10 protein-coding genes and 2 pseudogenes are annotated in these 21,681 nt (G+C 73.4%); 7 read left to right on the top strand and 5 right to left on the bottom strand.

Annotation, left to right across the window (positions count from 1 at the left end):
• Positions 1-1,060: 1,060 nt before the first annotated feature.
• From QSK30_RS19945 to QSK30_RS19925, 5 genes are all read right to left on the bottom strand, one after another.
• Complete coding sequence (locus QSK30_RS19945; protein WP_285504926.1) at positions 1,061-1,825, bottom strand: alpha/beta fold hydrolase; 765 nt, start codon at positions 1,823-1,825, stop codon at positions 1,061-1,063.
• Positions 1,825-2,106 carry an acyl carrier protein gene (locus tag QSK30_RS19940; protein WP_285504805.1) on the bottom strand — a complete coding sequence of 94 codons (282 nt, stop codon included), beginning with the start codon at positions 2,104-2,106 and terminating at the stop codon, positions 1,825-1,827. Before QSK30_RS19940 ends, QSK30_RS19945 begins: the two co-directional genes overlap by 1 nt.
• A 1-nt stretch (position 2,107) precedes the next feature.
• Positions 2,108-6,136, bottom strand: a complete 4,029-nt coding sequence (locus tag QSK30_RS19935; protein WP_285504804.1) for a beta-ketoacyl synthase N-terminal-like domain-containing protein — start codon at positions 6,134-6,136, stop codon at positions 2,108-2,110.
• Positions 6,130-12,591 (bottom strand): type I polyketide synthase, encoded by a 6,462-nt coding sequence (locus QSK30_RS19930; protein ID WP_285504803.1) that lies wholly within the window; start codon positions 12,589-12,591, stop codon positions 6,130-6,132. Before QSK30_RS19930 ends, QSK30_RS19935 begins: the two co-directional genes overlap by 7 nt.
• Positions 12,592-13,542: 951 nt before the next feature.
• Entirely contained in the window at positions 13,543-14,220 is a 678-nt protein-coding gene (locus QSK30_RS19925) for a polysaccharide deacetylase family protein (protein WP_285504802.1), read from the bottom strand.
• A 336-nt stretch (positions 14,221-14,556) separates the two neighbouring features.
• On the opposite strand from QSK30_RS19925, the gene QSK30_RS19920 reads away from it, so the two are divergent.
• The 7 genes and pseudogenes from QSK30_RS19920 to QSK30_RS19895 form a co-directional block, all read left to right on the top strand.
• Positions 14,557-15,579 (top strand): isopenicillin N synthase family dioxygenase, encoded by a 1,023-nt coding sequence (locus QSK30_RS19920; protein WP_285504800.1) that lies wholly within the window; start codon positions 14,557-14,559, stop codon positions 15,577-15,579.
• Positions 15,576-16,859 (top strand): O-acetylhomoserine aminocarboxypropyltransferase/cysteine synthase family protein, encoded by a 1,284-nt coding sequence (locus QSK30_RS19915; protein ID WP_285504798.1) that lies wholly within the window; start codon positions 15,576-15,578, stop codon positions 16,857-16,859. The genes QSK30_RS19920 and QSK30_RS19915 overlap by 4 nt, the downstream gene beginning before the upstream one ends.
• 82 nt (positions 16,860-16,941) lie before the next feature.
• Positions 16,942-18,219 (top strand): GlnX family signal transduction membrane protein, encoded by a 1,278-nt coding sequence (locus QSK30_RS19910; protein ID WP_285504797.1) that lies wholly within the window; start codon positions 16,942-16,944, stop codon positions 18,217-18,219.
• Positions 18,216-19,181 carry a transporter substrate-binding domain-containing protein gene (locus QSK30_RS19905; protein WP_285504795.1) on the top strand — a complete coding sequence of 322 codons (966 nt, stop codon included), beginning with the start codon at positions 18,216-18,218 and terminating at the stop codon, positions 19,179-19,181. Before QSK30_RS19910 ends, QSK30_RS19905 begins: the two co-directional genes overlap by 4 nt.
• A 36-nt stretch (positions 19,182-19,217) precedes the next feature.
• Positions 19,218-20,630, top strand: coding sequence for a Si-specific NAD(P)(+) transhydrogenase (sthA, locus tag QSK30_RS19900; protein WP_285504794.1), 1,413 nt, complete (start codon positions 19,218-19,220; stop codon positions 20,628-20,630).
• A 518-nt stretch (positions 20,631-21,148) separates the two neighbouring features.
• Positions 21,149-21,280, top strand: a pseudogene (locus QSK30_RS36935) (helix-turn-helix domain-containing protein); the annotation flags it as partial.
• 201 nt (positions 21,281-21,481) lie between these two features.
• Positions 21,482-21,681: pseudogene (locus QSK30_RS19895) on the top strand (IS30 family transposase); the annotation flags it as partial.

Genomic DNA, 21,681 nt, shown 5'->3' with positions numbered 1-21,681 from the left:
GGCTCATCTGCCCACCTCCTGAGTGGTGGTGGACCGGGCTGGCCCCGCGTCGACCCACCAATCGCGAGCCGACCCGCGTTGTTGGGTGGCCAGGCGGGTGGCGTGCTTCGCGGGCTGCGGATCGGTCCAGCGATCGCGGGATCGGGTCATCCGCCCTCCCCGTGAGTGGTGGTGGATTGGCGCATCGCCCCGCCGATGGCGAGCCGCCCCACCGACCGGTGTTGTCGGGTGGGGCGGATGGCGTGTTCCGCGGGCCGCGGAACGGCCCAGTGATCGCAGAGCTGGCTCATCTGCCCACCTCCTGAGTGGTGGTGGACCGGGCAGGCCCCGCATCGACCCACCAATCGCGAGCCGACCCGCGTTGTCGGGTGGCCAGACGCAGGGCGTGCTCCGGGCGGCGGATCGGCCCAGTGATCGCAGAGCTGGCTCATCTGCCCACCTCCTGAGTGGTGGTGGACCGGGCAGGCCCAGCGTCGACCCGTCGATGGCAAGCCGACCCGCGTTGTCGGCTGGCCAGGCGGATGGCGTGCTCCGCCGGCTGCGGATCGGTCCAGCGATCGCGGGATCGGGTCATCCGCCCTCCCCGTGAGTGGTGGTGGATTGGCCCGGTCGCGCATCGCCCCGCCGATGGCGAGCCGACCCGTGTTGTCGGGTGGCCAGACGCAGGGCGTGCTCCGGGCCGCGGATCGGTCCAGCGATCGCAGAACTGGCTCATCCGCCCAACTCCTGAGTGGTGGTGGACCGGGTAGACCCAGCGTGGACCCACCAATGTCGAGCCGGTCCGCGTTGTCGGGTGGCCAGGCGCATGGCGTGTTCTGCGGGCTGCGGATCAGTCCAGCGGTCGCGGGACCGGCTCATCCGCCCACCTCCTGAGTGGTGGTGGACCGGGTAGACCCAGCGTGGACCCACCAATGTCGAGCCGGTCCGCGTTGTCGGGTGGCCAGGCGCATGGCGTGCTCCGCGAGCCGGGGATCAGTCCATCGGCGGCGGGTCGGGCGGCTGCCCGTGGTCCGTTGTCGGGTGGTCGCGCACAAGAGCCCGTCCCGGAGGCAGCGCTCGGTCATGGCGCCGCCCGCGCGTGGAGCCAGGGCAGGGCTATCTCGGCCACCTCGCGCGGGGCGTAGGTGAGCAGCATGTGCTCCTGATCCGGTATCACAGCCACCGTGCAGTCGCGCAGGAGCGGCACGAACTCGTCGAGCCTGGTGGACAGGTCGGAGGCGCCGCCGACGACCAGCAGCACCGGGGGGCGGATGGCCGCGATCCGGTCGGCGTCCACCAGCCAGCGCGGGTCCACCAGTTCGGCGGTGGCGCCGGTGTGGGCCTCGAACTGGCGGGTCGCCGCGGCCATCTTGCGCACGATCTCGGTCTCCCCGGCCAGGTACTCCTCGTCCACGATCGCGGTCTCCACCTCCCGCAACCCCTCGACGGTGCGGGCCGCCCACGCCTCGGTGGGCGGCTCGGACTCGACCACCACCACGTCGAGCACCCGCTCCGGGTGCAGTTCGGCCAGCGCGAAGGCGACGGTGCCGCCGAAGGAGTAGCCGAGCAGGTGCACCGGCTCGGTCACGCCCAGCGCGTCGAGCACGCCGACGGCGTCGGACACCGCGTCGCCGATCGTGTAGCCGGTGCTGGTGCGCTCGCTGCGGCCGTGGCCGCGCAGGTCGTAGGTGATCACGTCGAAGCCCAGCTCCACCGCCGGGCCCGCGAGGGTGAAGTAGTAGCTGGCCAGTGAGTCCACCAGCCCGTGCACCAGCAGCAGCGGCGGTCCGGAACCGCCCAGCCGCTGCACGTGCAGCCGGGTCCCGGCGACCGCGACGTAGGCCATCACGGACCATCCACACAGGACTCGACGTAGTCGACCAGGTCGCCGACCCGCAGCCCGATGATGTCGTCGATCTCCAGCGTGGACAGGTACCGCGGGAAGTTGATCGCGGCGCCGTAGCGGTCGGCCAGCTGGGTGCCGAGCACCACGATGTCGATGGACTCGAACTCCAGGTCGTCCTGGAACGAGGTCTCCCGGGTGATCTCCGCCGCCGCGCCGTCCCGGTCGAGCACCCGCTCGATCAGGACCGCGACCGTGTCGAGCACCCCGGTGTCGGTGGTCATGTCAGCTCCTCTCCTCGGTCCAGGCGACCACGACGTCCAGATGGGGCAGAACTTCGGTGCGTACGGTCCACGAGCCGGTGTTTCCCTTTACCAGCAAACGATCTGGTCCGTCCACACTGACCAGTGGATTCCCCGCGGCCGCCCGCTCCGCCCGCTCGACCGCCGCCACAGCGGCCGCCGCCGGGGTCGCGCCCAAGGCGATCCCGACGCCGGTCGCGGTGCGCAACCGGGTCAACGCGACCGCGACCCCGTCGGCACTGGCCACCGCGACGTCGAGGTCGGGCAGGGTGAACCCGTGCCTGCCCAGCACCCACGGCCCGTCTTCGGTCTCACCGGTGGTGATCTCGGCCGGGAACACCTGCGGGCGCTCGGCGAGCAACCGGGCGCGGACCGCGTCCTTGAGCGCGATCCGTCCCAGCAGCCAGTCCCGCTTCGCCCGGGGTGGCACCGCCGTGTAGTCCTCCCACTCCTGCCGCGTGAGGTAGTTGCGGGCGATCAGCTCGCGGCTGGCCAGGTCGGACCAGCGCTCCCGGACGACCACCCAGTCGCCGTGCGGCTCACCGAGCAGGGCCGTGCCGCCTTCCCGCTCCAGGCCGATGACCCGCTCGTCGCTGGAGAAGCGGCGCAACTCCCACTCATCCGCCTGCGCCCACACCGTCCCGTCGGCGCGGACGAGCTGCAGCCGCGCGGTGACCGAGGTGCCGGTGACCGACTCCACGACCGCCAGGCAGGTCACCTCGTCGCCGGGAACCGGTGCCGGGCCGGAGAAGCGCAGGTCCGCGAACCGGACCGGGACCGTGCGGCAGTCGCGGTCGTACTGCTCCAGCGTCCAGTAGCCGACGAGTTGGCCCGCGCTGTCCAGCAGCGCACCCGGCGCCGCGGGGACGGTTAGCACGCCGCGCACGTGCCGGTCACTGATCCCTTCGATCACCGACACACCTTGGTAACCCGGGCCGTGGAACATCCAGCGCCGCTCGTACATCTGCCGCCCGGTCAGCAGCGGTGTGCGTTCAGGGGCAGGCACCGGCCACGCCGCAGGGGGAGCGGAGTATCCGGGTGCGACCTCGACCACCGCGCGGGCATACCCATGTGCGACGACTTCCAGCCCACCGTCGATCGGCGTGACCTCCACCTCGACCCGAACCGCGGGTTCGACCGCCATCCACCGCTGGAACCGCGCTTCCCGCACGCGCACCACCACCTGACCGTGCGCGGTCCGTTCGGCGGCCACCACCAACTGCCGCAGCAACTCGGTCGCCGGCACGACGGGGAACCCGTCGTACTGGTCCGGCCAGTCCGGAGGCACCTCGAAGAACCGGTGATCACGCAGGTAGGGCAGGGCGCGCAGGGACATCTCGTGCGTGGTCCGCGTCGGGGTGGTGGCGCGCGCGGCGGCCAGCACCGCCAACGTCGCGTTCTCGGTGTGGCGCAACAGGTCCCGTACGGGCTCGGCCACCACCCTGGCCGCCCCCACGCCGAGCAGGCGCGGTGCCTCGGCGCCCAGGCTGACGATCTTGCCGCCGAGGTCGAGCCGGACCGACCGGCCCGCGGGCAGCGCGGTGATCAGGTCGGTGTCGACCGCGCCGCCCTCCGCCCAGACCGCCGCGAGCACCCGGGCGAGCTGGGCGAGCCCGCCGCGCCGCGGCGAACTGGCGGCCACCGCGAGGTGGTCGCGGTCGCGCAGCACGTCGCCGATCAACCCGGCGACCTGACCGGGTCCCACTTGGACGAACACCCGGACCCCGTTGTCGTACAGGCGTTCCACCAGCGGCCGGAACCGCACGGGCTCCAGCAGGTGCCGGTAGAACAGCGCGCGCACCTCGTCGACGTCGTCGGGGTAGGGCGCGACCGTGGTCGCCGACCAGACCGGCACCGCGGGTGGCCGCAGCGTCAGCTCGTCGGAGTCGGCCCGGATCTGGTCGAGGTAGGGCCGCAGCCGCGGGGTGTGGAACCCGGACCGGAACGGCAGCTCCTGGCCCAGCACCCGCTCGTCGAGCAGCTCGGTCAGCAGCGCGCGCACGTGTTCCGCCGGACCGCAGACGACGCACTGGTTGGGCGAGTTGTCGTGCGTGAGGGTCACCTCGCCGCGCAGCCGGGGCGCCAGCCAGTCGGCGGACGCGCCGACGGTGGCGAAGACCAGGTCGGGGACCCGGAACCCGTCGAGGTCGAACGCGGCGAGCACCGCGTCCAGCTGGGTCGCGTCGTACATCCCCGAGGTGACCATCGCGGTCCACTCGCCGACGGAGTGCCCGGCGAGCACGTCCGGTCGCACCCCCTGGGCGCGCAGCGCGGTGTCGAGCAGCCTGCTCACCGCGACCAGCGCGGTGCCGTGCCGGGCGAGGGTGTCGGCGGTCAGATCGGGCGCGGGCACACCGAACCGGGCCGCCACATCGCTGACCTGGGGCGCGAAGTCGGCTTCCAGCCCCGGGTAGACGAACGCGATCCGGTGCTCGGGCAGCAGTGGGCGCGGGCTGAACCAGACGTCGCCGCCGCGCCACGGCTGTCCGGCGGCCAGGGCCCGGCGAGCGGTGGCCAGCTTGCGCTCGGTCGGCTCGACCACCGCGATCCGACAGCGCCCGTTCCCCTGCGACGAGCCGGAGTCGAGCAGATCGGCCAGGTCATCCGGTGTGTCCGCCGCCAGCCGCAGCACCCGCACCGGCTCGCGCACCAGGACCGGCGGGACCGGCGCGGCCGATGGGCTGGTGTCCTGCTCGAGGACCACGTGCGCGCTGATCCCGCCGAAGCCGAACGCGTTGACCGCCGCCCGGCGCGGACCGGTCCACGGTCGCGCCCGGGCCAGCGGCCGGAACCGGGTCGCGGCCAGGTCCGGGTGCGGGGTCGCGCAGTGCAGGGTCGGCGGCAGGACGCCGTGGTGCACCGCCAGCGCCGCCTTGATCAGCCCGGCGATGCCCGCCGCGGGCATGGTGTGCCCGATCATCGACTTGACCGAGCCGATCACCGCGGGCGCGCCCGGGCCGAACACCTCGCGCAGCGTCGCCAGCTCGGCGGCGTCGCCCGCCGGGGTCGCGGTCCCGTGCGCCTCCAGCAGGCCCAGCGAGTCCGGCGCCGCCGGGTCCAGCCCGGCCGCCGCCCAGGCCCGCCGCACGGCGAGCACCTGGCCGCGGCTGTCCGGGTGCATCAGCGTGGTCCCGCCGCTGTCGCTGGCCACCCCGGTGCCGCGGATCACCGCGTACACCCGGTCGCCCGCGCGGTGGGCGTCGGCGAGCCGCTTGAGCACCACCACCCCGGTGCCCTCGCCGATCACCAGGCCGTCCGCGTCGCGGTCGAACGGTCGGATGCGGCCGCCCCGGCTCAGCGCGCCGAGCCGGTCGAACACGCTCCACAGCGTCACGTCGTGCCCGTGGTGCACCCCGCCCGCGAGCACCACGTCGCAGCGGCCATCCACCAGCTCGCCCACCGCCTGCTGCACGGCGATCAGCGAGGACGCGCAGGCCGCGTCCACGGTGTAGGCCGGGCCGCCGAACCCGAGCCGGTTGGCCACCCGGGAGGCGGCGAGGTTGGGCACCAGCCCGATCTCCGCGCCGCGCGAGGGCGGCCCCAGCTCGGCGGCGAACCGCTCCCGCACCCGGTCCAGCGCGGCGTCGTCGACCTCGGGGAACAGCTCGCGCAGCGACACCAGCAGCTGGTGGGCCACCCGCACCCGCAGGTCGATCCGGGCCAGCCCGGCGGTGATGTAGCCGCCCCGGCCCAGGATCACCCCGACCCGCTCGGGGTCGGCGGGCGGGCCGCCCGCGTCGGCCAGCGCGGCCTGCGCGACGTGCAGGGCGATGAGCTGGTCGGGCTCGGTGTGCGGCAGCGCGGCGGGCATCACCCCCATGCCGATGGTGTCCACTGTGGCCAGTTCGGCGAGGAAGCCGCCCCGGCCGCCGGGGAACGGGAGGTCGTAGTCCGCCGGGATGCCGGTGACGCAGTCGACCCCCTCGGCCAGGTTGCGCCAGTACGCGTCGAGGTCGCGCGCCCCGGGGAACAGCACCGCCATCCCCACCACGGCGACCGGCTCGGTCACCATCCCGAGGCGGTGTAGGCGACGGACGCGCCGGTGCCGCGGGCCAGCTCGCCCAGCAGGCTGAGCGCGCCCTCCGCCGGGTCGAGCAGCCCGACGCCGCGCCGGGCGTAGTCGGCGGCCAGCTCGGGTCCGACCATCCCGCCGTGCGTCGAAGCGGGTGCCCACGGTCCCCAGTGGACGGTCAACACCCGGGATCCGCCGCGGGCGGACCGATCCTGGCCGATGGTGTCGAGCGCGTCGTTGGCCGCGGCGTAGTCGGCCTGGCCGCGATTGCCCAGCAGGGCGGCGACACTGCCGAACAGCACCACGAACCCCGGTGGTTCACGCAGGTCGTCCAGCGCGGACAGCAGGTTCCGCGCGCCGTCGACCTTGGTGGCGAAGACGCGGGCGAACGAGTCGGCGGTCTTGTCCTCGAGCAAGTGGTCCTCGATGACCCCGGCCGCGAACACCACCCCGTCGAGCCTGCCGTGCTCGGTGGCCACGTGCTTGACCAGCGAGTGCACCGCCTGCCGGTCGGTCACGTCCACCACCGCGTACTCGGCCCGGCCACCCGCCGCCCGCACCTGGTCCAGGGTGGCGGCCACCTCGCGCCGGGCCAGCACCCGCCGGGCCGACCGGTCCACTTCGGCCGGTGAGCCGCCCGCCCCGGCCAGGGCGGCGCGCAGCTCGGCAAGGTCGTGCGCGTCGGCGAGCCCCGGCGGCTCCGGGTCCAGGGTGGTGCGCCCGGCCAGCACGAGCAGGCAACCGCGCGCGGCGAACTCGACGGCCACCCGCGCGGTGATACCCCGGGCACCGCCGACCAGCAGCAGCACCGAGTCCGGGCCCAGGTCGAGGGCGTCGGCCGACCCGTCCGCGAGCGGCCGCTCGACCAGTTCCGGCGCCGTGCGCTCGTCGCCCACTCGCACCACCGGCGGCGACTCGGCGGTGCGCAGCTCGTCGACGATGTGCACCGCGACCGCCTCGGCGGGGCCGTCGGCGACGACCAGCCGGACCGTCGACTCAGGGCGTTCCCGGGCGATCGTCCGGATCAGCCCGGCCAGGCCCGCCGCCGGGCCGGTCAGGGCCGGGACGGCGACCACCAGACCGCGCGTGCGCAACGCGCCCTCGCGCAGCAGCGGGAACGCCCCGGGCAACGTCGGTTGGTCGGTCTCGGCGTAGCTGTCGAGGTGCACCAGCAGATCGACGTCGGCCAAGCCCGCTCCGGTCGGATCCGCCGTGCCGACCTCGGGTCCGGCCACCTCGGTGACGGTCGCGCCCGCGATGACCAGCAGCCGGGCGAGGTGTGTGCCGACCTCGGTGTCCGCGCCGGTGATCGCGATCCGCCGCCCGGCCAGGTCGACCCGCGCGCCCGCGGGCGCGGGCACATCGGTCAGCACGAACCGCTTCGGTGGCACACCAACGGTCCCGGACTCGTCCCGTTCGCCTGGACCGGACGCGGTGGTGGGCCCCGGCTCGCCGGAGTGGCCGTCGATCCACTCGGCCAGGCCCGCCGCGGTGCGGACCTTGGCCAGGTCCTCGACATCACCCGCGGCGAGGTCGAACCGGACGGCCAGCTCGCCGACCAGCTCGGTTCGCTTGATCGAGTCGATCGAGAGGTCCCGCTCCAGGTCCAGGTCCGGCTCGATCATCTCGACCGGGTAGCCGGTGCGCGCGTTGATCAGCGCGACCACCTCCGCCAGTGCTGGCTCGCGCTGCGCCGGGATGGTGACCACCGGGGTGGGCGCGGGCGCCGGTTCGGGCACCCGCACCGCGGTCGCCGCGATCGGGGCCGGTGCCCGTTCGCCGCCGAAGTAGGCGAGCAGGACGTCGCGCTGGGCGGCGACGAACTCCCTGGTGGCCCGGAAGTAGTCGCTGACGACCTCGTCCGGGTCGCCCGAGCGCGGTTCGGCGCCGAGCGCGACTCGACGAGCCGGGCTCCCGGCGCCGGGCAGGTAGGCGCCGTCGGTGGTGCGCACCGCTTGGCCGTCGACGGTCCAGGTGACCTTGGCGGGCGCGGCCCCGGCCAGGTCGACCGCGTCCCGGCCGAGGAACAGCGGGGCCAGCCGCGGCCGGACCCCGGCGAGGGCCAGGTCGGCGACCCCGGCGAGCGCGCCCGCCAGGCCGCCGTCGAGCTGCTCGAAGTGGACAGTCTTGTGTGGACGGTCAGCGAGCGTCGCCGCCACCAGGCCGCTGAGCACCTGCCCGGGGCCGCACTCGACGAACACCCGGGCCCCGTCGGCGTGCATCGCCGCCACCTGCTCGGCGAAGCACACCGGTGACCCCAGCTGCGCGCCCAGCTCGGCGCCGAGCCCGGCCGGGTCGGTCGGGTACGGGCTCGCCGTGCGGTTCGACCACACCGGCACCTCCGGGGCCCGGGTGGGCAGGTGGTCGACCAGCGCGGCGAGCGCGACGCCCGCGCCCGCGACGACCGGGCTGTGGAAGGCGCAGGCCACCGGCAGGTCCCGCACGGTGACGCCCGCGGCGCGCAGCCGCGCCACGGCGGTCCCGACGGCCTCGGTGGGCCCGGAGACCACCACCTGGGTGGGCGCGTTGTGGTTGGCGATCACCACGTCCGGGAGGTCGCTGATCTCCCGGCGCACGTGCTCGGCGTCGGCGGCCACCGCGGCCATCGTGCCCGGGTCGGAGCCCGCGGCGGCGAGGATGAGGTCGGCTCGCGCGGCGCTGAGCTCCACCAGGCTCGCCGGGGAGAGGCTGCCCGCCGCGCACAGTGCCACCAGCTCGCCGTAGCTGTGGCCGCCGAGGACGTCGGGGCTGATGCCCAGCGAGGTGAGGAAGTGGTAGGTGGCCAGTCCGGCGATGCCGAGCGTGGGCTGGGCGACCCGGGTGTCCCGCAGCCGTTCCTGTTGCGCGGCGGCGGCTTCCGGGTGGAACGCGGTGGGCGGGTACAGCGCGTCGGCCCACGGCGCGCCCAGCCGGAGGAGGTCCTGCAGCTCGGGGAAGGTGGTGAACAGCTCGCCCGCCATGCCGACGCGTTGGCTGCCCTGACCGGGGAACAGCAGGGCGATCTTGGGCCGCTCGGGCGCGGGTTGGTCGAGGACCTCCTCGGCCAGCCGGGTCCGCAGCTCGGCGAGGTCGTGCGCGACGAACGCGCGTACTGTGTCCTTTGTGGACCGGTCGAAGCGGGCGGCGGCGGTGCGCGCGAAGTCGCGCAGCCGCGCGCGTGGGTGCGCGGACATCAAGTCGCGCAACCACACCACGTCCTCGCCACTGGCGAAGGCGAACAGCTCCGCGGGCCACTGGTGTGCGCCGTGCCGCGGGGCGGGTGCGGCGTGCCCGGTGAGCACGGCGTGGAAGTTGGTGCCGCCGAAGCCGAACCCGCTGATGCCCGCGACCCGGTCGGCGGGCGCTACCGCCCACGGCCGCGGCCGGGTGGTGAAGGTGAACGGGCTCTCCGGCGACCAATTGTCGGCCGGGGTGGTGAGCGCCGTCGGCGGTTGGACGCCGGTGTGCAGCGCCAGCGCCACCTTGACCAGCCCGGCGATCCCGGCGGCGCACTTGGTGTGCCCGATCTGCGACTTCACCGACCCGAGCACGGTGGCTCCCGGTGCCGCGCCCGCCTCGGTGAACACCGCGGTGAGCGAGGCCAGTTCGACCCGGTCGCCGACGGCGGTGCCGGTGCCGTGCGCCTCGAGCAGCCCGACCTCGGCCGGGGAGCGGCCCGCGTTGGCGTACGCCCGGCCCAGCGCGGTCCGCTGGCCCTCGGGCCGGGGCGCGGTGAGCCCGAGCGACCGGCCGTCGCTGGCGCTGCCGATGCCGCGGACCACCGCGTACACCCGGTCGCCGTCGCGCTCGGCGTCGGCGAGCCGCTTGAGCACCACGCAGCCCACGCCCTCGCTGAGCGCGATCCCGTCTGCGGCGCGGTCGAACGGGCGCGACCGACCGGTGGGGGACAGCGCCCCGACCGCGCCGAACAGCCGGTAGTCGTAGATCCCGTTGTGGGTGTCGACCCCGCCGCACAGCACCAGGTCGGCGGTGCCCGCGACCAGTTCCCGGCAGCCCGCGTCCAGCGCCGCGAGCGAGGACGCGCAGGCGGCGTCGATGGTGTAGTTCGCGCCGCCGAGGTCGAGCCGGTTGGCGATCCGGCCGGAGATGACGTTGGCCAGCACCCCGGGGAAGGTGTCCTCGGTGAACGCGGGCAGCTGCGCGGACAGGTCGGCCGGGACGTCGGCGAGGTGGCCGGGCAGCATGGCCCGGAGCATGACCCCGTTGGACATCTCGCCACCGGACTCGGCGCCGAACACCACCGCGGTGCGTGACCGGTCAAACGGCCGCTTAGCGTAGCCCGCGTCGGCCAGCGCCGCGCAGGCGACGTCGAGCGCGAGCAGGTGCGCGGGCTCGATGGCGGCCAGCGAGGCGGGCGGGATGCCGTAGCGCAGCGGGTCGAACGGCACCCGCGGCAGGAAACCGCCCCACTTGGACACCACGGTCTCCGGGCCGCCGGTCGCCGAGTAGTGCACGCCCGGGTCCCAGCGGTCGGCGGGGACCTCGGTGACGGAGTCCACATTGGCCAGGGTGTTGGCCCAGAACGCCTGCGCGTCCTCGGCCCCGGGGAAGACCCCGGCCAGCCCGATGATCGCCACGTCCAGCGGCGCGGGCACCGGTTGCTCGGGCTCGGGTCGGGCCACCGCGTGTTGCCGCAGCAGCCGCGCGGCGCCGTCGGAGACGGCCTCGTGCAGCTCGGCCACGGTGGTCACGCGGTCGCGCAGCACCGAGACCTGACCCGTCATGAACAGCCCGTCGGTGAGCTGCGCGGCGCTGTCGACCGGGAGCAGGGCCTCGCCCACCCGGCGGATCCCCTTGCTGGCTATGCGCAATCGGCCGATGTTGAGCTGTTCGAGCCGCTCCCAGACGGCCCGCTCGGGCAGGCCCTCGGCGCGCAGCCGGTCGCGGGTGGTGGCGAACTCGGCGGTGAACGGGCTGTCCACGCAGCGGGTGCGGTGGCCGGGGGCGGTCTCCAACACCGCGGTCGCCCGGGCGGTGACCACCTGGTCCTGGAACATCGTGCCGATGGCCCGGGTGCGCACGACCTCCTCGGTGAACAGGTAGGCGGTACCCATCAGCACGCCGACGCCCGCGCCCCGGCCGGACAGCGGCGCGGCCAACGCGGCCACCATCGCCGCCGACCGCGCGTCGTGCACCCCGCCCGCGAACAGGACGTCCACAGTGGACTCCGGGTGGTGCTCCAGGAAGTCGGTCAGCACGTCGACCTGGGCCTGCCACAGGCAGAAGCTCGACCGGGGGCCGATGTGCCCACCGCACTCGGCGCCCTCGAAGACGAACCGGCGGGCCCCCGCGGCGAGGAACTGCTCCAGCAGCCGGGGGGAGGGCACGTGCAGGAAGGTGGCGATCCCCGCCGCCTCCAGCGTGGCGGCCTGGCTGGGGCGGCCACCGGCGATGATCACGCTGTCCGGCCGCAGGTCGTGGATGACGGCGAGCTGGGCGGCTCGGGTCTCCTCGGGCGCGAAACCGAGGATGCCCACGCCCCACGGGCGGTGGCCCAGCCGGTCCTTGGTGCGGGCGAGCAGCGCCCGCGTGGCGCTCGCGTCGGACAGGGCGAGCGCGAGGAACGGCAGGCCGCCCGCCCCGGCGACCGCCTCGGCGAGGTCGGGCTGGTCGCTCACCCGGGTCATCGGGCCCTGCGCGACCGGCAGCCGGGTGCCCAGCCGGTGGGCCAGCTCCGCGCCCGGGCCCAGGGTCTCGGCGACTTCCGGGCGCCGGGCCGCAGTGATCGCCGAGTGGATCGCCCGCACGACACGCGCGACGTCGCCGTGCCGCGCGGCGAACTCCCGGGCGAGGTAACCGTCCTGCCCCACCGGCAGGTCCGGGCCGCCGGTGCGCGGGCGCAGCAGTCGGCGGCCGTCGACCAGCACCGTCTCCGAACCGTCCATTGTGGCCAGTGCGGCCGCGGTGCCCGGGTCGGGGGTCGCCTCGGCCAGCAGGGCGAGCTGGGTGTCCAGGACGACCCCCGCCGCGCCACCCGCGACGGCGGCCGCCGCGGTGTGCGGCCCGATGCCGCCCACGGCCCACACCGGAACGTCGACGGCGTCGAGGAGCTGTTGCAGCAGAACGAAAGTGGTCAGCTCGCCGACCCGCCCACCGGCCTCCGCGCCGCGCGCGATGATCCCGTGGGCGCCGTCGGCCACCGCTCGGCGGGCCTCGGCCAGACTGGTCACCTCGACGAGGGTGCGGACCCGCCCGACGGGTGCCCCGACGCCGGTGACCACGAGGTCCACGCCGTCGGGCAGGTCCGACTCGGTCAGCGCGCAGTCGGCGCCGAGCCGGACCCCGAAGCCGGATGTCCAGTGCGCCAACAGGTCCAGCTGTCTGCGTGCCCCTCGATCGCCGGTCCCCAGGTCGAGCACCCCGTGCGCCCCGGCGGTGCCGACCGCGGCCACCAGCCGCGCGTCCGGCTGCCCGAACGGGCTGATCCCGACCACCGTGTCCGTCCCGAGAAACATGACGTCCTCCTTACGTCCCACAGAAACCCCAGGCACGTGAAAGGGTCGACCACCCGGAAACAACAATCACCTTCACATTTCCCGCGAGAGTGGCGACAATGGTCGGCGACTGCATCCACCGCGGATCTTATACACAGTAGACAACCGGCCGAGGGCGTCTTGATCGTGCCCGGTGGATCAGCCGTCCTACAACCGAGTCGGTTCATCGGACAACTAGTTCGAGTGACCCTGCGGCCGTCCGGGGAGACGTTTCGCTCGACGCTCGAACCGGGGGTAGTGGCGCGTGGGTCAAACTCGGCCGATCAGGTGGAAATCGGGACCGGGCGCCGGGTAGTGCGCGGGCCCGTGGACCCGCCGCGGTCGGGCGCATGAACACCTGATCGGCCCAGCGCAGATCACCGAACCGGCCCAACGCGGGGGTCGGTTCTCCGCGCGGGGGGTGTGCCTCGCCGGATGTCCGACCTCAGACAGCGACACTCGCGAATGGACGATCGGGACCGTCGCATGTGGCCGGAAATGACGACTTGTCACCAGTTCGGAATAGCCGAGGGGATTCTGTTCGGCTTTGTCGTCTCTCGGGCCGGTGTCGGCTCGGTCTCAGGCTGGTTTCGATCGCATGGGTGTGGCGCCCCGGGGCAGGGTGGGTCGGCTTCCCTGCGCCGCGAGTGTCCAAGGCTGGGCGGGGTGCTATCAAGGGCGCCTTCGGCGTCGCTGCGCGATCGGCGAGCCGACCCTTGACAGCACCCCGCCCAGCCTTAGGGGCGGCCGGTATGGGGAAGCGGGGGCGATTAAGCCTGTTGGGGGGCGAGTCGCGTTGTCGGCCGGCGGGAAGGTGGGAGGGGATCGATGAGGGGTGGCCGCTGGTGATCGGGTGAGGTGGTGGGTCCGGTGAGGTGGGGGAGTCCGGTGGGGTGGTGGTGTGCAGTGGTGTGCGGACCACTGCGGACCAGGTCAGTGTCGGGGGGTGAGGAAGTCGGATAGGGGGACCGGGGTGAGGCCGTCTTGGGTGGCTCGGTGGAGGAAGGCCTGGTAGTCGGCGGTGAAGGTCTTGCGGAAGTGCATCAGGACGATGTCGCCGGGGCGCAGGTGGTCGCCTGCCTGGAACTGGACCACGCCGTCGTTGACGGCGGCGGTCCACAGGACCAGGGCGGCCATGCCGCAGTCGGCGGCCGCGCGGCGGGTGGTGTCGTCGTAGTTGCCGTAGGGCGGGCGGAAGAGGGTCGGCCGCTGCCCGAAGTCCGCGGCCTCGGCCGCGGCGTCGTCGCAGATCTCCTTGTGCTGCAGGGCGTATGGCTTGCCGCGCAGGTTGGGGTGGTTCACGGTGTGGTCGCCGATGACGCTGTGCCCGCGTTCCTGGATGTCGCGGAAGTACTCCGGCGCCGGGCGGAAGTAGCGCTCGTTGAGGAACAGGGTCGGTCGGGCCCCCGAGGTGGCGATCAGGTCCGGGGCGGCCGGGTCGCGGACCTCGCCGTCGTCGATGGTGAGGAAGACGTAGCGCTTGTCGGTCTCGATCTTGCGGACAACCGGGGCCAGGCCGCCCACGGTCGCGGGTGCCTCGGCCTGCCCGGTGCCGAACGGGTAGGGCTCGGGGGCCGCGGCGGGTGAACCGCTCGGTGCCGGGGTGGACACCGGTGCCGGTTCGGGCGGTTTCCCCTGTGGTGTCTGGCTTCCCGCGCAGCCACCCAAGCACAACGCGACAACCAGTAGGGCTGTCGTCGACTTCCACATCAGCGCTTCCCCCTGACACAGGACACTCCACCGTGGAAGACGCCACGGCGGCGCGCGCGGTTGCCCCGGGTCTTTGTGATCTTTGGGTGGGCCGGGGGCGGGCGGTCGATCGCTCGCCGGTCACGGCCTCCTGGGCGGGACGTCGTCCGGGAGCCGGGTGGTGTTCACCCGGGCGCGCGCTGTCCGCGATGTGAGAGGGCGGTTCTCGGGTACGACACCGGCCTACCATCCGTGGTCATGAGTGCACCCGAAGCGACCGCGCTCCCGCTGATCGACATCGCCCGGTTCCGCGACCCGGCCGAGCGCGACGCCGTGCTCGTCGAGTTGCGGCGGGCGGCGCACGAGGTGGGCTTCTTCTACGTCGTCGGCCACGGCGTGCCGGAGGCGCTGACCGACGGGATGTTCGAGGTGGCGCGCAGGTTCTTCGCGCTGCCGGTCGAGGACCGGCTGGCCATCGAGAACGTGCGCTCGCCGCAGTTCCGCGGGTACACCCGCACCGGCCACGAGTACACCGGGGGAACGCCGGACTGGCGCGAGCAGATCGACATCGGCCCGGAGCGCGCGGTCGAGGACCTCGGTCCGGGCGACCCGCCCTGGCGGCGGCTGATCGGGCCGAACCAGTGGCCCGCGGCGCTGCCCGAGCTGCGCGAGACCACGCTCGCCTGGCAGGCCGAGGCGCTGCGGGTGAGCCGGGAGGTGCTGCGCGCGCTGGCCGCCGCGCTCGGCCAGGACGAGGGCTACTTCGACGCCTGGTTCGACGAGGAGGCCGCGACGCACGTCAAGGTGGTGCGCTATCCCGGCCGCCCGTCCGCCGAGTCGGAGCAGGGCGTCGGCGCGCACAAGGACTACGGCTACCTCGCGCTGCTCCAGCAGGACACCGTCGGCGGGCTGCAGGTCCAGGCGGCCGACGGCGGGTGGATCGACGCGACGCCGGTGCCGGGCAGTTTCGTGGTCAACATCGGCGAGATGCTCGAGATCGCGACCGGCGGCTACCTGACCGCCACCCGGCACCGGGTGGTCAGCCCGCCCGCCGGGGTGCAGCGGTACTCGGTGCCGTTCTTCCTGGGGCCGCGGCTGGACGCCGTGGTCGAGCCGCTGGAGCTGCCCGCCGACCTCGCGGCCGCGGCGCGCGGGGTGAGCCAGGACGCCGACAACCCGCTGCTGGCCGCCTACGGCGAGAACGCCCTCGTCGGCTGGCTGCGCTCGCACCCGGAGGTCGCCCGGCGCTGGTGGGGCGACGTCCTGGCGGAGCGCGGATGAGCGAGCGGTGGGCGTTCGAGACCCGGCAGGTGCACGCGGGCGCCCAACCCGACCCCGCCACCGGCGCCCGGGCCACACCCATCCACCAGACCACCTCGTTCGCGTTCACCGACGCCGGGCACGCTGCCGACGTGTTCGCGCTGCGTGACCTGGAGACCCACGCCTACACCCGGGTCTCCAACCCCACCACGGCGGTCGTCGAAGAGCGGCTGACCGACCTGGAGGGTGGGGCCGCCGCCGTCGCGGTCGCCAGCGGGCAGGCCGCGACCGCGCTGGCACTGCTCAACCTCGCCCGCGCGGGCGACCACATCGTGTCCTCGGCGGCGCTCTACGGCGGGTCGTACAACCTGCTCGCGCACACCTTCGCCGATCTGGGGATCACCGTCGACTTCGTCCGCGACCCCGACGACCTCGACGCTTGGCGCGCCGCCGCCCGCCCCGAGACCAAGGCGTTCTACGCCGAGACCATCGGCAACCCGCGCGGGAACGTGCTCGACGTCGCCGCGGTGGCCGACACCGCGCACCAGGTCGGCGTCCCGCTGGTGGTGGACAACACCGTGCCCACGCCGTACCTGTCCCGCCCGATCGAGCACGGCGCGGACGTGGTGGTGCACTCCACCACCAAGTTCCTCGCGGGCCACGGCACCGGCATCGGCGGGGTCGTGGTCGACAGCGGCCGGTTCGACTTCACCGCCGAGCCCGCGCGCTGGCCCGGCCTCACCGCCCCCGACCCGAGCTTCCACGGGCTGGTCTTCGCCGAGGAGTTCAAGGAGCTCGCCTACGCCCTGCGGCTGCGCACCCGGCTGGTGCGCGACCTCGGCCCGGCGGTGTCGCCGTTCAACAGCTTCCTGCTGCTCAACGGCATCGAGACGCTCTCGCTGCGGATGGAGCGGCACGTCGCCAACGCGCACACCGCCGCCCGCTGGCTGCGCGAGCAGTCCGCGGTCACCGAGGTGCACTACGCGAGCCTGCCCACCAGCCCCTGGCACGAAGCCGCGAAGCGCTACCACCCGCTCGGTGTCGGTGCCGTGGTCGCCTTCGACCTCGCGGGCGGGGCGCGGGCGGGCAGCCGGTTCGTCGACCGGCTGCGGCTGTTCAGCCACCTGGCCAACATCGGCGACGTGCGCAGCCTGGTGATCCACCCGGCGTCGACCACGCACGCCCAGCTCGACCCGGCCGAGCAGCTGGCCAGCGGGGTCGGCCCCGGACTGATCCGGCTCTCGGTCGGGCTGGAGGGCGTCGACGACATCATCGACGACCTGGCGGGCGCCCTCCGCTGACCACCGAACCCGTAACGAGGGGTGGACGATCATCGACGGACAGTCATAGGCTGCGGCCGCGGTCGGACTGAGGTGGGTGCGGGTGACGTCCTTGCGGGCAACGGTGGCGCGGCAGTTGCGCCGCACCGGCGGGAGGCTCACGGCGGGCACCGCGGTGATCGTCGTCGTGCTGCTGGCCGGGGGAGCGGCGGGCGCGTTCGGCGCGGTCCACCGGGCCTCGCTGTACACCGACGCGGCCGGCCCGCTCGGCCGGGCGGCTGCCGCGGCGTTGACCATCCACCAGTCGGTGGCCGACGCCGACGCCGCGTCGCTCAACGCCGTGCTGGTCGGCGTGGACGTGGACGGCGCCGCGGGGCAGCGCGACGCCAACGAGCGCGGCCCGGCCGTGGTCCTGATGGACACCTTCCGCCAGGACGTCACCGCCGCGTCGCAGGCGTTGCAGGCGGTCTCGGCCACCTCGGCCGACCCGGCGGCGGTCGCGGCGATCTCCGAGCTGACCCGCGCGCTGCCCTACTACGCGGCGCTGGTCGAGAACGGCTGGTCGCTCACCAGCCGGGGTTTCCCGCTCGGCACCTCCTACCTCACCGAGGCGTCGAACCTGGCCAAGCGGCTGCTGGCGAGCGCGGAAACGCTGCGGGACCAGACCTTCGCCGCGCTGGAGAGCGCGTTGCGGGAGGCCAACGCGACGCCCTGGCTCGCCCTGGCCACCGTCGCGCTCGCGCTCGTGCTGCTGGTCTGGCTCCAGGGGCGGGTGACCAGGACCTTCCGTCGCAAGGTCAACTACGGGCTGGCCGCCGCCACCCTGCTCGCCCTCGGCGCGGGTGGCTGGTTGGTCACCGCGACCACCCTCGGCGCGAGCCGCGGCGGCGACAGCCTGGACGTGGTCGAGGGCCAGGTGCGGCCGGTGGCGGCGGCCCGGGTCGAGGCCCGCAAGGCCGACGCGTTCGAGGCGCGGATCGTGCTCTACCCGACCTCGGACGACTTCGCGCAGCTGCGCCGGTCGTGGGACGAGGCCGACCGCCTGCTCGGCGAGGCCCGCACCGACACCGGCGCCGCCCGCGCCACCGTCGAACGCTGGCGCGACGACCCCGACAACGTGCTCGCGCCCGAGTCCCGTCGCGACTACCGGCCCGCGGTCCACGCCATCACCACCCTCCCGGCCACCGGGCCGCCCTACGACGCGCTGGTCGAGGACGGGCTCAGGGCCACCGCCGACCGGCTCTGGCGTTCGGCCGGGACGTCCACGGCGTCGGCGCGGGACGCGGTGAGCGGGGTGGGCTACTCGGTCGGCGTGCTCCTGCTGCTCGCGGCGGGCGCGGCCGTCGTGGGCATCCGTCCCAGGGTGGGTGAGTACCGGTGAACCGCCTCGGTTGCCTGCTGGCCGTTCTCGCGCTCACCGCCGGGTGCACCGCGACACCGGAGGTGACCGCTCCGACGAGTGTCCCCCCGATGACGCTCTCGCCCGCGGGCTACGCCTCGCCGGGGGCGACCAGCGCGCCGGTCGACTGCTCGGCCAACCCGCCCGCCCCGCCCGACACCGATCGCCTCCGGGTGATCCGGGGCCGCGGGCACCTGCTGGTCGGCATCAGCCAGACCACCTACCAGCTCAGCCACCGCGACCTGCGCGACGGCCGGATCAGCGGCTTCGAGATCGACCTGGTCCGCGCGATCGCCACCGAACTGCTCGGCCCCACCGGCCCGGACCAGGTCCAGTACGTGGTACTGCCGACCGACAAGCGCCTGGACAGCATGCTCGAGCCGGGCCCGGAGGCGGTGGACCTGGTCGTGGCCGACGTGTCCTACCGGTGCGAGCGCGAGGTCAAGTACCAGATCGCCTACTCCACCCGCTACCTGCGCGCGCCGCAGAAGCTGCTGGTCCGGCAGGAGACCGACATCCCGCCGGTGGTGGGGATCTCGGCGCTCGCCGGGAAGCGGATCTGCGCGGCGGGCAACACGACGAGCATGGACTACCTGCGCGCGTCGGTCCCGGAGGCGGTGTCGGTCTCGGTGTCCGACAGCGCCAGCTGCATGATCCTGCTCCAGCGCGGCGAGATCTACGGCATCTTCACCAGCGACGTCATCCTCGCCGGACTGGCCGACCAGGACACCACCACCAGGATCGTCGACATCGACCCGGCCGACCCGCGCACGCCCGCGGTCGACCAGATGGGCGTCGTCGTCCGCCGGACCGACCGGACCCTGCTCGCGGGCGTCAACGCCGCCATCGGCCGGGTCCGCGCCGACGGCTCCCTGCAGGCCAGCTACGACCGGTACTTCAACGCCACCGGCCGGAACTGGCGCGACCGGATCCCGGCGGGCTGACCCCCGGGTGGCGCGATCTGTGACACGCTTCCCGGCATGAGCGAGTACGACTACGACCTGCTGGTGATCGGGTCGGGCCCGGGCGGGCAGAAGGCGGCGATCGCCGGGGCCAAGCTCGGCAAGCGGGTCGCGGTCGTCGACAAGCAGGACATGGTGGGCGGGGTCTGCGCGAACACCGGCACCATCCCGTCGAAGACCCTGCGCGAGGCCGTGCTGTTCCTGACCGGGATGAGCCAGCGCGACCTGTACGGGGCCAGCTACCAGGTCAAGCAGGACATCACCATCTCCGACCTGAGCGCCCGCACCCAGCACGTGATCGGCCGCGAGGTCCAGGTGGTCCGCGCCCAACTGCACCGCAACCAGGTCACCCTGCTCAGCGGCACGGCCCGCTTCGTCGACCCGCACACCGTGGCCGTGCAGGGCGCGACCCGCGGCGAACACGCGACCATCACCGCCGACAAGATCGTGATCGCCACCGGCACCCGCCCGGCCCGCCCGGCCCAGGTCGACTTCGACGCGGCCCGGGTCCTCGACTCCGACGAGGTGCTGAACCTGACCGAGATCCCGACCTCCCTGGTGGTGGTCGGCGCCGGGGTGATCGGGATCGAGTACGCCTCGATGTTCGCGGCCCTGGGCTCCCGGGTCACCGTGGTCGAGCAGCGCGAGCGGATGCTGGAGTTCTGCGACCCGGAGATCGTCGAGTCCCTCAAGTTCCACCTGCGCGACCTGGCCGTCACCTTCCGCTTCGGCGAGAAGGTCGTCAACGTCGCCGTCTCCGACAGCGGCACGGTCACCACGCTGGCCAGCGGCAAGCGGATCCCGGCTGCCGCGGTGATGTACTCGGCGGGCCGGACCGGCGCCACGGACGCACTGGACCTGGAGAACGCGGGCCTGGAAGCCGACAAGCGCGGCAGGCTGTCGGTGGACCCGCACTACCGGACACCGGTGGACCACATCTACGCCGTCGGCGACGTCATCGGCTTCCCGGCCCTCGCGGCGACCTCGATGGACCAGGGCAGACTCGCGGCCTACCACGCCTTCGGCGAGGCAACCAACGAACTCTCGGCACTCCAGCCGATCGGCATCTACACGATCCCGGAGATCTCCTACTGCGGGTCGACCGAGGCCGAACTGACCTCCTCGGCGATCCCCTACGAGGTCGGCCTGGCCCGCTACCGCGAACTGGCCCGCGGCCAGATCGTCGGGGACGCCTACGGCATGCTGAAGCTGCTGGTGTCCACTGTGGACCGAAAGCTGCTCGGCGTGCACCTGTTCGGCACCGGCGCCACCGACCTGGTCCACATCGGACAGGCCGTGATGGCCTGTGGCGGGACAGTGGACTACCTGGTGGACACGGTGTTCAACTACCCGACCCTGTCGGAGGCGTACAAGGTGGCGGCCCTGGACGTCACCAACAAGATCCGAGCCCTGGAACGCTTCAGCGTCTGACGACCTACTGCCCCAGCCCCAGCCCCAGCCCCAGCCTCACCCCGTCCCGACCCAGCCCCGCTCCAGTCCGAGCCCCAGCCCAGCCCCCGCGAGCCGGCTCGGCCAGGTCCAGCACACCCTTGTCTTGCCCTTTCTTATTTGTCCTTTGCTTCGGCTCGAAATCTCAAGCCCTACGGAACGCGACACCCGTTACGGATGTGCTCGATCTGGCGGACTCCCTTTGTGTGGGGGAGGAGTGCCGCTAACCTTGACCTGGTGGTGGGGATGCCCTTCACCCCACGCTTTTTCCCCACAGCGGTGCTCTAGGGGCCCCGCGCAAAGGGAGTTCGCCAGATCGAGCCTGCGTCTTAGTCGGGCAACCTGTATGAGCTACGCCCAGTCGAGGGCGGCGAACAACGCCGTGTGTACCCGAGTAAGAGCGGGCTCGATTCAGTGAACTCACTTCGTGCGGGGCCTTGACCTCAAGGGGTCGATGCGCCGGGTGTGGGATGATCTCGGTGGGCGAGTGATCGGAGATTATGTCTGTGGCGGGTCATGTGGTGTTGGGTTGTGAGGATCGGGAGACGATCTCGCGGGAGTTGGCGGCGCGGCGGTCGTTTCGGTTCATTGGGAAGGTGTTGGGTCGGCATCATTCGGTGATCGCTCGTGAGGTGGCCCGTAATGGTGGGCGGCTGGCTTATCGCGCGGTGAAGGCCGGTAAGCGGGCCAGGGTGATGCGGGGTCGGCCGAAGTCCCGGAAGTTGGAGCGGCCGGGTCGGTTGCGGGATTGTGTGGTCGAGGGGCTGGGCAATCGGTGGTCGCCGCAGCAGATCGCGACCAGGCTGCGGAGGGATTTTCCGATGGATCCCGGGATGCGGGTGTCCCATGAGACGATCTACCAGACCTTGTTCGTCCAGGGCGAGGGCGAGCTGCGGGCCGTGATGCACAGGGCGTTGCGTTCCGGGCGGGCCAAGCGGGTGTCCCCGTCGCGGAAGGCGCCCCGGCATGACCTGATCACCGGGATGGTGTCGATCAGCGAGCGCCCGAAGGAGGCCGACGACCGGGCCGTGCC

Origin of the sequence: Actinokineospora sp. NBRC 105648 (assembly GCF_030269645.1) — a bacterium.
Taxonomy (GTDB): Bacteria; Actinomycetota; Actinomycetes; order Mycobacteriales; family Pseudonocardiaceae; genus Actinokineospora.
The sequence above is the reverse complement of the archived record's forward strand: the minus strand, read 5'-3'. Positions and strand labels throughout refer to the sequence as shown.

Coding starts and splice junctions, on each gene's coding strand:
- QSK30_RS19945 (WP_285504926.1), bottom strand. CDS start 1,825: ATGGCCTACGTCGCGGTCGCCGGGACCCGGCTGCACGTGCAGCGGCTG.
- QSK30_RS19940 (WP_285504805.1), bottom strand. CDS start 2,106: ATGACCACCGACACCGGGGTGCTCGACACGGTCGCGGTCCTGATCGAG.
- QSK30_RS19935 (WP_285504804.1), bottom strand. CDS start 6,136: ATGGTGACCGAGCCGGTCGCCGTGGTGGGGATGGCGGTGCTGTTCCCC.
- QSK30_RS19930 (WP_285504803.1), bottom strand. CDS start 12,591: ATGTTTCTCGGGACGGACACGGTGGTCGGGATCAGCCCGTTCGGGCAG.
- QSK30_RS19920 (WP_285504800.1), top strand. CDS start 14,557: ATGAGTGCACCCGAAGCGACCGCGCTCCCGCTGATCGACATCGCCCGG.
- QSK30_RS19915 (WP_285504798.1), top strand. CDS start 15,576: ATGAGCGAGCGGTGGGCGTTCGAGACCCGGCAGGTGCACGCGGGCGCC.
- sthA (WP_285504794.1), top strand. CDS start 19,218: ATGAGCGAGTACGACTACGACCTGCTGGTGATCGGGTCGGGCCCGGGC.